At 65.9% G+C, this 11,684-nt stretch carries 8 protein-coding genes; 2 read left to right on the forward strand and 6 right to left on the reverse strand.

Annotation, left to right across the window (positions count from 1 at the left end; genetic code table 11):
• The first annotated feature begins 5 nt into the window (after nucleotides 1–5).
• Nucleotides 6–2,282: an arylsulfatase gene (locus tag FHR21_RS02110; protein WP_184094822.1), complete on the forward strand. Its 2,277-nt coding sequence runs from the start codon at nucleotides 6–8 to the stop codon at nucleotides 2,280–2,282.
• A 71-nt stretch (nucleotides 2,283–2,353) separates the two neighbouring features.
• Here the strand turns inward: FHR21_RS02110 and FHR21_RS02115 are convergent, their stop codons facing one another.
• The 4 genes from FHR21_RS02115 to FHR21_RS02130 form a co-directional block, all read right to left on the reverse strand.
• On the reverse strand, nucleotides 2,354–3,121 hold the full coding sequence (locus FHR21_RS02115) for an enoyl-CoA hydratase/isomerase family protein (RefSeq protein WP_184094824.1): 768 nt from the start codon (nucleotides 3,119–3,121) through the stop codon (nucleotides 2,354–2,356).
• A gap of 55 nt (nucleotides 3,122–3,176) precedes the next feature.
• Nucleotides 3,177–4,430, reverse strand: a complete 1,254-nt coding sequence (locus FHR21_RS02120) for an FAS1-like dehydratase domain-containing protein (RefSeq protein WP_184094826.1) — start codon at nucleotides 4,428–4,430, stop codon at nucleotides 3,177–3,179.
• An 84-nt stretch (nucleotides 4,431–4,514) separates the two neighbouring features.
• Nucleotides 4,515–6,179: a class I adenylate-forming enzyme family protein gene (locus FHR21_RS02125; protein ID WP_184094828.1), complete on the reverse strand. Its 1,665-nt coding sequence runs from the start codon at nucleotides 6,177–6,179 to the stop codon at nucleotides 4,515–4,517.
• Nucleotides 6,176–7,018: an alpha/beta fold hydrolase gene (locus FHR21_RS02130; protein WP_184094830.1), complete on the reverse strand. Its 843-nt coding sequence runs from the start codon at nucleotides 7,016–7,018 to the stop codon at nucleotides 6,176–6,178. The genes FHR21_RS02125 and FHR21_RS02130 overlap by 4 nt, the downstream gene beginning before the upstream one ends.
• A 94-nt stretch (nucleotides 7,019–7,112) precedes the next feature.
• On the opposite strand from FHR21_RS02130, the gene FHR21_RS02135 reads away from it, so the two are divergent.
• A complete protein-coding gene (locus tag FHR21_RS02135) occupies nucleotides 7,113–8,321 on the forward strand; it encodes a cytochrome P450 (RefSeq protein ID WP_184094832.1) in 1,209 nt (402 codons plus the stop codon).
• Here the strand turns inward: FHR21_RS02135 and FHR21_RS02140 are convergent.
• Together FHR21_RS02140 and FHR21_RS02145 are read right to left on the reverse strand one after the other, a co-directional pair.
• Nucleotides 8,301–10,154, reverse strand: a complete 1,854-nt coding sequence (locus FHR21_RS02140) for an AMP-binding protein (RefSeq protein ID WP_221234951.1) — start codon at nucleotides 10,152–10,154, stop codon at nucleotides 8,301–8,303. The genes FHR21_RS02135 and FHR21_RS02140 overlap by 21 nt on opposite strands.
• A gap of 31 nt (nucleotides 10,155–10,185) precedes the next feature.
• Entirely contained in the window at nucleotides 10,186–11,682 is a 1,497-nt protein-coding gene (locus FHR21_RS02145) for a class I adenylate-forming enzyme family protein (RefSeq protein WP_184094836.1), read from the reverse strand.
• Nucleotides 11,683–11,684: the final 2 nt, after the last annotated feature.

Genomic DNA, 11,684 nt, shown 5'->3' on the forward strand with positions numbered 1-11,684 from the left:
TCAACATGATCGACCGCAGGTTTTCCGCCATCCTTCTGCTTGCCGCGACCGCGCTGGTTGCGCCCGCTGTCGCGCAGGAGGCAGCAGAGGCGCTGCCGGCATGGCCGTCTCAGCCCGCCGCGCCGGCGGGAGCACCCAATGTGCTGGTCGTGCTCACCGACGACACCGGCTTCGCCGCTTCATCGACCTTTGGCGGCCCCGTGCCGACGCCGACGCTCGACCGGCTTGCGCAGCGCGGCCTGCGCTTCAACCGCTTCCACACCGCGGCCATCTGTTCGGCGAGCCGTGCCGCGCTGCTGACCGGGCGCAACCCGGCCCGCGTCGGCATGTCGGGCGTCACCAATTCGGCAAGTTCGCACCCCGCCTATACCACCATCCTTCCGAAAAGCGCGGCGACCATCGCCCGCATCCTGCGTGACAACGGCTACAATACCGCGATGGTGGGCAAGGCGCATATCACGCCGAAATGGGAAACGGGGCCGACCGGCCCGTTCGATCGCTGGCCGACCGGGCTGGGCTTTGAATATTTTTACGGTTTCCTCGACGGCGATACCGATCAGTTCGCGCCGCAACTCTATCTCGGCACGGAACCGGTCGAACCGCCCGTCGACGACCCCGGCTATATCCTCGATCGCGACCTTGCCAACCGCGCGATGACCTGGCTGCGGCGCCAGCACGCGGTGCAGCCCGACAAGCCCTTCTTTCTCTATTATGCGACCGGCACCGCCCACTCGCCGTTCCAGGCGCCGCGCGAATGGGTCGAACGCTTCCGCGGTCGCTTCGACCTCGGCTGGGACGCGCTGCGCGAGCGCACGCTGCAGCGGCAGATCGCTATGGGCATCGTCCCCGCCGGCACACGCCTGACGCCGCGGCCGCCCGAAATCGCGGCGTGGGACAGCCTGCCGGCCGAAAAGAAGCGGCTCTATGCGCGGATGATGGAGGCTTATGCCGCGGCGATCGCCTATGCCGACGATCAGATCGGCCGGGTGCTCGACGAGATCGAGCGCGCCGGGGAACTCGACAACACGCTCGTCCTCTTCGTCGAAGGCGACAACGGATCGAGCGCCGAGGGCGGTGCGAACGGCCTGTTTAATGAAACAGCAGGCCTGAACGAGGCGGGCGAGGCCGATTATCCCGTCGCGCTCGCGAACATCGACCGGTTCGGCGGTCCGATGACCTATGGGCATTTCCCGACCGGCTGGGCCCATGCGATGTCGACGCCCTTTCCCTATTTCAAGCGTGTCGCCTCGCACCTCGGCGCGACGCGCAACGCGATGGTGCTTTCCTGGCCGCGCCGCGCGCCCGATGTGCGTGGCGAGGTGCGCAGCCAATATCATTATCTGACCGATATCGTGCCGACGATCCTCGATGCGGCGGGTATCGCGCCGCCGCAGGCGGTGGATGGCGTTTCGCAGATGACGCTCGACGGCGCTTCGATGCTCTATGCCATCCGCGGCGCATCGGCCTCGTCGACGCGGCGGATGCAATTTTACGAGCTGTCGGGCGATGCCGCCATCTATGCCGACGGCTGGCTCGCCAACACGCGGCCGGTGACCATGCCGTGGCAATTCACCGGCTTCAAGGACGTGCCCTTTGGCGAGCGGAGGTGGGAACTCTATGACCTCTCGCGCGACTTCAGCCAGTCGACCGACCTTGCGGCGCGAAATCCGGCCAAGCTGGCCGAGCTCAAGGCGCTCTTCTTCCGTGAGGCCGAACGCAATAATGCGCTTCCCATTTCGCGTTCGCCGCGCGGCCTGCCGGCGCCCGACATCAACAAGGGGCGCACGCGCTTTTCCTATCCCGCGGGGGTCCAACGCATCCCGAGCGCGATCGCGCCGGCGATCCTCAATCGCTCCTTCTCGCTCGTCGCCCGCGTCGAGGTGCCGACCGGCGGCGGCAACGGCATGCTGGTGACGCAGGGCGGCCGCTTCGGCGGCTATGGCCTGTTCGTGCGAAACGGGGTGCCGCGCTTCGTGTACAACAGGCTCGGGCTTCAGCGGACTATGGTCGACTGGACCGATACGCTGGCGCCGGGACGGCACGAAATCCGGCTCGACTTCGACTATGACGGCGGCGGGCTGGGGCAGGGCGGTACCGCCCGCCTGTCGGTCGACGGTGCGTCGCCGGTGGTCGTGCGCGTGCCCGCGACGATCCGGCTCCTGATGCCGCTTTCCGAAACTTTCGATGTCGGCGTCGATACCGGCACGCCCGTCAGTGAGGATTATCGCGTGCCTTTCGCCTTCGACGCAAAGCTTCAGGATGTGACGGTGCTGCTGCGCTGAGGGAAGGGCGGACGCCGCCCTTTTCGGCGGGAAGGCGGAGATGGGGGCGCCCGCCTTCGATCCGATAAGGCCTATTTGTTGCCGTCAGCTTCACGCGCGCGTTTCGCGGCGCGCAGCATCTCGATGAAGGCGTCGGTCTCGCGCTGCAAATAGGCGTTGGCGTCGGTTTCGAGCGCATTTGCCTGAAACAGCCCGCGCGTCAGCCGCATCTGCAGCTTGGGCACGCTCGCCAGCTTTTCGGCCACCGCGATGGCTTCGTCGATCACCCGATCATCGGGAACGACGCGGCTGATCAGGCCGATCTCCTTCGCCTCCGTCGCGCTCAGCTTTTGCGAGGTCAGGCAGATGTCGAGCGCGCGGCCATAGCCGACGAGCCGCGGCAGCAGCGCGGTGCAGCCGAGTTCGGGCATGTAGCCGAGCGAGAGGAAGGGAAAGCTCCAGGTCGATCCCTCGCCGCCGATGCGGATATCCATCGGCAAAAGCTGGGTGACGCCAAGCCCGATCGCCGCGCCGTGCACGGCGCCGACCATGGGTTTCGAGCGCACGAGCAGGTGAATCCAGCCCTTGTCCTGCATCATGCAGATCTGCGCGATGTTCAGTTTCCCGCCCGTGTCGGGATCGACCTCGGGCCCCGCCTTGAAATCGGTTCCGGCGCAGAAGATCGGTCCCTCGTGGGTCAGCACGATCGCGCCGACCTCTTCGTCCTCGTTGGCGCTTTCGATCGCCCGCTCGGTCTCGCGGTAGAGTGGCGGACTCCACGCGTTGCGCCGCTCCTGCTTGTCATAGGTGATGACCGCGACGGCCCCACGCTTTTCGTAGCGGATATGTTCGTATGTCATCCTGCCGTCCCTCGATGGACCGCGGCGCCGGCGAGCGCCGCGGCGCGAGCGGGAATCATTGCTTCAGCCGCTCGACTTCATGGGCATACATCTCGTCGATATCCTCCTTCGCCGGTTTCGGCAGCTCGACCGGCGCATCGCGGGTTGGGAGGAGGACGACGGCGTTGCCGGGCGACACGACCGTGCCGTGCTGGTTCTCGACCCAGATATCCAGATGCACCTCGTTCCGGCCATCTTCCTGCACCTTCCTGCGGACCTTGCCTTTGATCCAATAGGTATCGCCGGTGTAGACGAACTTGCGGTGCTGGCACGACATTTTCCACAGCCAGCCGTCGTCGCCCATCCAGTTGGTGCAGAGGTTGGTGAGGAAGGTTTCACGCAGCCCGCCATAGTCATAGGGGATGGGGATGCCGAGTTCGTTCGCCCACGCCTTTTCCCAGTGCAGGCGCTGCACCGTATCGGGGATGTTGAGCTCGTTGGGGGTATAGAGCCCCGGAACCTTGGCGCGGATTTTCCAGCTTTGGCGGAAGGCGCCCGGCGGGGTCAGTTGCATGCCCCAGCCGACGTGCCAGACCACGATGTCGCTGGTACGCAGCGGACCGCGGACGATCGTCTGCAATTCCTCGCCCTCTATCACGTCTTCCCAATAGCGCGTCTCTGCGCCGCGCAGCGTTTCGGCGGCATAGCAGGCGTCGATCTCGTCGAGCTGATCCTTGGTATAGGGGGTCGGAAGGTCATATTCCTTCTTCTTTTCCTTCGATGCGTGGCGCTCGGCGCGAATCCAGGTGCCGCGCTGGATCGCGTGCAGTTCGTCGTTCTGGTTGCGATAGATATAGCCATTCACCTCGGACACGGTGCGCCCGGCAAAACCGCTTTTGTCGTTCACCTGGACGCCGATCAGGGCGAAGCGCTGCTTGAGCTGATCGCCAATCCGCAAAGGACGCCACCATTCGAATTCCATCTGCGCCTGATAGGAACCGAGCCCCGCCAGCGGGTCGCCCTTCATCATCGCCTTCACCTCGGGCGTGATCGGCGGCGCGTCGGATTCGCCCATGGTATAAAGGAAGTTCGGCGGCGCGATCAGGCCGCCCCAGCGTGTCTTCTCGCCATAATTCCTGTCGCACCACAGGGGGTTGTCGTCGCCATAGCCGAAGGCGAAATGGCGGGTCCCGTCCCAGGTCACCTCGTAATTGTGCGGCGGGGTCGGCTTGTTGACCTGGATGCCGATGCGCTCGCGCAGCTTGGCGATTCCCTCGTCGGTCAGGACGCCATAGGTGTCGGGCAGGTCTTTCGTCTTGGCTTCGGCCATCTGTCCTCTCGCTTCGCTGTTCGATGTCTACCGGCGAATCCATGCAGGCGTCTGCGGGGTTAATCAAGTAAATTCTATATATGATTATTTGTCCAGCAACCGGACCATCAGTTGCGTGAGTTCGGCCTTCTTGATCTTTCCCGATCCGGTTGCGGGCAGCGTCGATTCATCGAGCGCCACGATGCGCGTCGGCACCTTGAACGAGGAAAGCCGCCGCTTGAGTTCGGCGATCACCGCCGCCTCGTCGAGCGCGCGACCGGGCGCCATCAGCACCGCGGCGGCGAGCAAGGTGTCGCCGTTCCTCGCCACGCCGACGACGCCGGCCTTCTCGATCCCCAGCAATCCCGTCATCGCGAGTTCGACCTCCAGAGGCGCGACGTTGGCGCCGTGAATCTTGATCATCTCGCCGCGCCGGGCCTCGAATTTCAGATAACCCTCCACGTCGAGCCGGCAGAGGTCGCCAGTGGGGTAATAGCCCTCGGCATCGAAGACCTCGTGCCGTTCGCGTCCGTTGAGGCTCTGCATCAGGCAATAGCCGCGCACGAGCAATTCGCCGACTTCGCCGGCAGGCAGGGGGCGGCGCGTGACCGGATCGACGATCTTCAACTCGACGCCGGGCACCGCGCGCCCCTGCCACGACGGCCGGTCCTCGGGCAGCAATTCGTCGAAGCGCGCTGACGTATGCCCCCCCAGCGTTTCGGTCATGCCGAAGGTCCGGGCGAAGCGGGCTGCGGGATGGTGGATGGGGTCACCGATCCGCTTCACCAGATGTGCGCTCAGAAAGCGTCCGTCGCGCGCAATTCCGGCCGTGTCCATGTTGAGCCGCACGACGTCGAGCTGCGCGGCCTTCAGGGCGTCCGATTCGCGCAGCACGTCGAACCAGCCGACGTCGCCTGCGAGCGCGTTGCCGCCCTCCTCCTCGATCAGCCGCGCGACGTTGGCGGGCGATCCGTCGCTTGTGGTGATCAGACAGGCGCCATTGTTCAGGCTATAGAAGAGCGTCGCAACGAAGCCCGCGACCCAGAACATCGCGCGCGTCACGATCACCCGGTCGCCGGGGCCGAAGGGGGTGAAGCCCATGCCCATCTGCCAGCTATGCCGCACCAGAGGGCCGTGGCCGTGGATCACGCCCTTGGGGTTCGCCGTGCTGCCCGAGGTGTGAATGATGCACGCCGGATCGGCCGGGGTCACCAATGCTTCGATCGAACGCAGCATCGCCTCGTCCACCACATCGCTGCCCGCCAGCAAGGTGTCGAAGGGCCGCGACCAGCACCGGCTGCCGGACCCGATGACGTGGATATGCCGCAGCCGCGGCGCCGCGGCCAGGTGGAGCGGGCCGTCACCTTGCCCGGCCAGCCCTGGCAGCGCCTCCTCGAGCCGCGAGAGATAATCGTGGCGCAGGAAGGCGTCGGCGACGATCAGTTGATCGAATTCGGCGTTGGCAAGCACCCAGGCGAGCTCGGGGGCCTGATAGAGCGTACTCAGCGGCCCCGCGACGGCGCCGATCCGTGCGGCGGCGAGCACGGCGATGACGAACTCGGGCGAAGGCGGGGCAAGGATGGCGATCCGCGCGCCCTTGCCTGCCCCCCGCTCGATCAGCGCGCGCGCGACGGCCGCCGACCGGCGGTCGAGTTCGGTGAAAGTCACGCGCAGCCCGTCGCGAACCAAGGCTTCGGCTTCGCCATGCTGTGCTGCGAAATGGCCGATCAGGCCGGGAACCGTGGGCGTGAAATGGGGTTCGGGGATCATGCTGCCTCCAGCCAGTCGATCATCGCTTGATGGAAAGCGCGCCCGCCACGATGCAGGCTGATATTGTGCCCGGTATGGAGCTCGAAGCGCACCAGGTTGCGGGCGTTGCCTGCCAGATCGGCGCGAGCCTCCGCCGCGATTTCTTCGCTCACGATCGAGCTCGCCTCCTCCGCCGCGAAACTCAGCCGCACGGGCAGGGCGATCCGTCGCATGACGGCGGGCAGGTCGCGCGGAGCGCTGGCCGCATCGGGCAATTCGGCTCCGGGCACCGGGGTGCGCAGCGTCGCATCATAGGCGAGCGCCTCGGCGGTGAAATCGCCCTCGGCGCCGAAAAACGCCTGACGCGCATGGTCATCGCCGAGGGCCGGGAAATGCGTCGCGCCCTCCGCCAGCCGCCGCCCGTCGAGAGCGGCCTGCATCGGGGCGGCATAGCGCAGCGGCACGCCGCAAACGTCGATCGCGGCGATGCTGTTCGCCGCACCGGGCCGGGCGGCCGCGATCAGCGCCAATATGCCGCCCATCGAATGACCGGCGAGCAGCAGCGGCGGACCGCCTTCCCGTGCGCGCAATTGCTCGGCGAGATCCAGCACGACCGTCGCCTGCTCGGCGAGCGGCATCGGGCGGGCGAAGGCAGCGCCATAGCCCGGCCGGTCGATCGCCACGCCGAGATGCCCGCGCGCCGCCGCCACGTCGAGCAGCGAGGTCGGGGAGAAATCCCAATAGCCGGCCCCAGAGCCGCCGCCGTGCAGCGCAAGGACGATGCCTTTCGGCGCACCGGCCGGCTGCCGTTCGCGCGCGGATAATGCCAGCTCGCCTACGCGATAGACTGTATCCCCCATCCTCTCCCTCCCGATCCGCCTTGCTTTTGCGGCGCTTGCATTTCGGTATAAACAGATAGATGATATATACAACAATCAGGCAGCGGAGCAGGATATGAACAGCCCCATTCCCCTATTGACCCCCAAGCCGGGCCATGTGCCCGACGAACTGGTCGTCGACTACGACTATGTCCGCCCGGCGGGGATGGAGGAAGTCGGCGTCTACAATGCCGTGAAGCGCCTGCACGACGGCCCCGACATCATCTGGTCGCCGCGCCACGGAGGTCATTGGATGGTCACCCGCGCCGAGGATATCCGCTTCGTTCAGGAGAATTACGAAATCTTCAGCCACGAGGAATTCATGATTCCACGCACGCTGATGCCGCTGAAACCGCTTCCGCTCGCGGTCGATCCGCCGATGCACGCGCGCTATCGCGCGGTGATCAATCCCGGCTTCATGCCAGGCAAGGTCGCGAAGATGCGTGATGATGCGCGCGACCTGACGATCGAACTGATCGAGAAGATGAAGCCCAACGGCGGCTGCGAGTTTCTGGGCGAATTCGCGCGCGTGATGCCGGTGACGATGTTCCTCCGCATCGTCGACCTGCCGCTCGACCGCCGCGAGGAATTCGTCGAATGGGGCATCGCGATCATGTCCTCCTACGATCCTGCCGATCGCATGGCGGCGCAGATGCGCGTGCGCGAATATCTGAAGACGGTTCTCGACGAACGCGATCAGGGCGAGGGCGACGACCTGCTGACCCGTGTTGCCGCATGGCGCCGCAATCCGCGCTTCCAGTCGGAGGAGGAGGTGCTCTCGATGGCGACGCTGCTCTTTGCGGGCGGGCTCGATACGGTGGCGTCGGAGCTTTCCTACATCACCCATCATCTTGCCCGGCATCCCGAACAGCAGCGCCGCCTGCGCGAGGAGCCTGAGATCATTCCTGCCGTGCGCGAGGAGTTTCTCCGCCGTTTCGGCCTGTCGAACACCGGGCGCATCCTGACGCGCGACTTCGAATATAAGGGCGTGCTGTTCAAGAAGGACGAGATGATCATGGTCCCCAACAATCTGTCGGGGATCGACGATCGCATGTACGACCGGCCGATGGAGGTCGATTTCGACCGCAACGCCCCGTCGCACAACACCTTTGGCAATGGCCCGCACAAATGTGTCGGCGCCCATCTCGCGCGTGCGGAGATCGACGTTTTCCTCGAGGAATTCATGACCCGCATCCCCGAGTTCCGCCTCGATCCGGAACGCAAGAATATCGAGCATTGCGGCTCGGTTCCTGGGTTCGACGAATTATATCTGCGCTGGGATTGACGGGCGAGCGGGGAAGATCGCCTCGCCGCGATAGAGCGCTTCGACATCGGCGACGCGCCGGCGCTGAACTTCCCGCTGATTGATATAACCCTTGTCGGCGATCTCGTCGCCGGCGGGCGCATCGGCCAGCAGACGCAGCGCCGCAACCCGTCGCGACTGGCCGCCGGCGCCGGCATTATGTACAGCAAGCCGTTCGGCAAGATGGCCGGTCACCGCCGGATGTACCGCGAGCGATCCGGCGTCGATCCCGGCGCCGGCGATCCGACGCGCGTCGGCGGCGCGCAGCCAGCCGAGGGCGCGTAGCTCGCCGCGGCCTTCGCCGACGATGACGATGTCCTGCAGCAGGTCGAGCGTGTCGAGCAACGCCATGCGCAGCGCGCCGACATGGACCCATGTTCCCGACAGAAGCTTGAAATTCTCGGTTACCCGCCCGTCGAAGGCGAGTCCCAGTTCCGGTCGGGCGGGGTCGACGAAGCGTGCGGCGTCGCCCGTGCGATAAAAGCCTTCCTCGTCGAATGCCGCGGCGGTCGCCTCCGCGTCTTCCAGATAGCCGGGCGTCACGGTGAGCCCCTTGACGCGAATTTCCAGCCGGCCGCCGACAGGCGCGAGTTTCACGACGTTGCCGGCGAAGGGCAGGCCGATCGCGCCGGTGGTTTCGAGCGGGCGGCCGACAATCGTCGTGCCCTGTGTCTCGGTAGTGCCATATTTGGTGATGATCGGGATGCGGCGTCCCGTCGCGGCCACCGCGAGCGCTTGCAGTCGGCGGAAGACATCCTCCGACAGTCCCGCCGCGCCGTAACTCAGAAACCGGAGTTCGGCGAAGAAATGGTCGCGCAAAGCGGCGTCGGCCTCCATCGCGCCTACCAGCTCCGAAAAGAAGATCGGCGTCGAATTATATTCGGTGAGGCGGATCTCGCGCAGGTTGCGGATCGTCTCGGCGAACTGTCCCGGCAGCGGCCGGCCGTCGTCGATATAGAAGCACGCCGCCTCGTTGAGCACGTCGGCTGGCAGCGTGTTGTTGCCGCCGACATGGCTCCACGGCACCCACGCAAGGAAGGCGCGCGCCTGCGTTTCACGGTCGGGCTCCTCGTACATCGCCTGGTGCTGCGCGACGATGCCGGTCAGGATGCGTTGCGTCTGGATCACCGCCTTGGGCTTGCCGGTGGAGCCCGAGGTGAAGATGGTCTTGGCGTGCGTGTCCGGGGTGATCGCGGTCATCGAGGCGTCGACGGCGCCGGTCGGAACCGCGGCGAGCAGATCGGCGAGGGCGACGGTCTCGCCCTCCGGCGCGGCCTCGTCGGTGACGAGGATCAGCGCCGAATCCTCCTCGCGCAGCGCGCGCATCGCGGGCAGGAAGGTGCGCCAGTCGTCGGCATAGATCAGCCGGGGGCGGCAGATGGCGAAGCAATGGCGGAGCCGCGCAAAATCCTCGCCCGCGATCGAATAGTTGACCGACACCGGCGCATAGGGCGCCCGCGCCATCTGCGCCGCGAGATTCACCACCATATGTTCGGGACTGCCGCCCGACAGCACCATCACCGATGCGTCGAGGCCGATACTGCGATCGAGCAAGGCCTGCGTCAGCGCGCGCGCCTGCGTCAGCGCCTGACCGTAGGTCAGCCGCCGCCAGTCGCCGCGGCTGCCGTCGGCAAGGCGTTCGCGGCGCGCGACGAAAGGGCGGTCGGGAAAGCGTCGCGCGCGATCCACGAACAGATGCGGGATCGATGGCCAGAGCGTCGGCAGGTCGTAGCCGGGCGTGATCAGCACCGAACCGTCGCCGCGAAATTCGAAACGGCAACCATCCGGCTTGAAGGGGAGGGCGGCATAGTCCACCATCACCCGATGCGATGCGCGCGCCGGGCGATCAAGCCGCTTCGAGCAATTTCTTGAGTTCGGGCTGACTCGGCTTCATCGACGGGGTGCGCGGAAAATCCTGTACCTCCAGCAATTTCGTCGGCACCTGATAGGCGGTCAGCCGCTCGCGCAGGAAGGCGCGCAGCTCGTCGGCGCTCACCGTCCGGCCCGATTTCACGCGATAACCGGCAGCGGGAACCTGCCCGAGCCGCGGATCGGGCAATGCGACGACGCAGGCTTCGAGCACCGCGGGATGCGCCTCGATCGCCTTCACCACATCGTCGGGGATGATCTTGAACCCGCCGCGAATGATCGCATTGTCCGCGCGGCCGAGAATCCACAGGAACTGGTCTTCGTCCATACGCGCGAGGTCGGTCGTCCGTACCCAGTTCCTGCCGTCGCCCAGATGGTGCGCACGTAGTTCGAGCAGTCCTTTTTCGCCATAGGGCAGAGGCTCGCCGCTTTCTGCGTCGACAATGCGCCCTTCGACGCCGGGATTCATCTTGCCCACACTGCCGCGCCGCTGTTCCCCCGACTTCAGGAAATCGGGAAGCGTCCAGCCCGCGACGCCGCCGGCAAATTCGGTCGCGCCGTAATTCTGCAGCACCGGAATACCGAAATGCTTGTGGAACTGATCGGCAAGTTCGGGGTCGAGCGGCGCGGTCGAGGTACGGAAGGCGACGAGGCTCGACAGCGCCTCCTTCGGCACCTTCGCGTCGAGGATCATGCGCAGCGCCGATGGCGGCGCCCCTGCGACCTTGGGCCGGTGCCGCTGCACCGCGTCGACGAACTCCTCGACCCGGAAGCGGTCGAGCATGCACGACTTGCGTCCTGCCGACAGCGACACGAACAGACCGAAAATGCCGCCGATGTGCGAAAAGGGCGTGTTCGAGATCGTCACCGCCTTCGACAGTTTCGGCGGCGCGTTCACGTCGCGCTTCTCGAACACCGCGGCGTCGAGGATCATCTTCGAGAAGTTCCCGGCCTTCAGCGGCACGCGCTTCGGCGTTCCGGTGGTGCCGCTTGTCAGCATCTCGATGCCGATCCCTTCGGCATCGCTGCGGAAATCCCTGCCGCTGAGCTTGGTGACGACCCGCGCGGGGTCTGCCCGGTCGCCGGTAATTTCAATCCCCAGTGCGCCCGCTCGCTCGACCGCGCCGCGCACCGCCGCACGCTGCCAATCCTCGCTCCTCGCGATGACGACGGGGGTCTTCAGGCTCTCGATGTCGGCCGCCAGCGTTTCATCGGGCAGCGCCGGGTTGAGCGTCACGATGCAGCGGTCGTGGATGATCGTGCCGATGATGACCGCCGCGATCTCGGGACTGTTGCGCAGGATGCCGCCGATCCGGGTGCCGGCGCCGATGCCGTTCGCCCGCAATATTCCCTCGATCGCGTCGATGATCGCGCTGAGGTCGCCCCAACTGTGCCATTGCTTCTGATATTCGATGGCCGGGGCGGAGGGATCGATCGCCAGGACTTGGCGGACGATCGAATTGAGCGTGGGCATGA

The organism is Sphingopyxis panaciterrulae, from assembly GCF_014199295.1.
In the GTDB taxonomy this organism is placed as follows: Bacteria; Pseudomonadota; Alphaproteobacteria; order Sphingomonadales; family Sphingomonadaceae; genus Sphingopyxis; species Sphingopyxis panaciterrulae.

Excerpts from the sequence above, each read along its gene's own strand:
- FHR21_RS02110 (WP_184094822.1), top strand. The coding sequence starts at position 6 with ATGATCGACCGCAGGTTTTCCGCCATCCTTCTGCTTGCCGCGACCGCG.
- FHR21_RS02115 (WP_184094824.1), bottom strand. The coding sequence starts at position 3,121 with ATGACATACGAACATATCCGCTACGAAAAGCGTGGGGCCGTCGCGGTC.
- FHR21_RS02120 (WP_184094826.1), bottom strand. The coding sequence starts at position 4,430 with ATGGCCGAAGCCAAGACGAAAGACCTGCCCGACACCTATGGCGTCCTG.
- FHR21_RS02125 (WP_184094828.1), bottom strand. The coding sequence starts at position 6,179 with ATGATCCCCGAACCCCATTTCACGCCCACGGTTCCCGGCCTGATCGGC.
- FHR21_RS02130 (WP_184094830.1), bottom strand. The coding sequence starts at position 7,018 with ATGGGGGATACAGTCTATCGCGTAGGCGAGCTGGCATTATCCGCGCGC.
- FHR21_RS02135 (WP_184094832.1), top strand. The coding sequence starts at position 7,113 with ATGAACAGCCCCATTCCCCTATTGACCCCCAAGCCGGGCCATGTGCCC.
- FHR21_RS02145 (WP_184094836.1), bottom strand. The coding sequence starts at position 11,682 with ATGCCCACGCTCAATTCGATCGTCCGCCAAGTCCTGGCGATCGATCCC.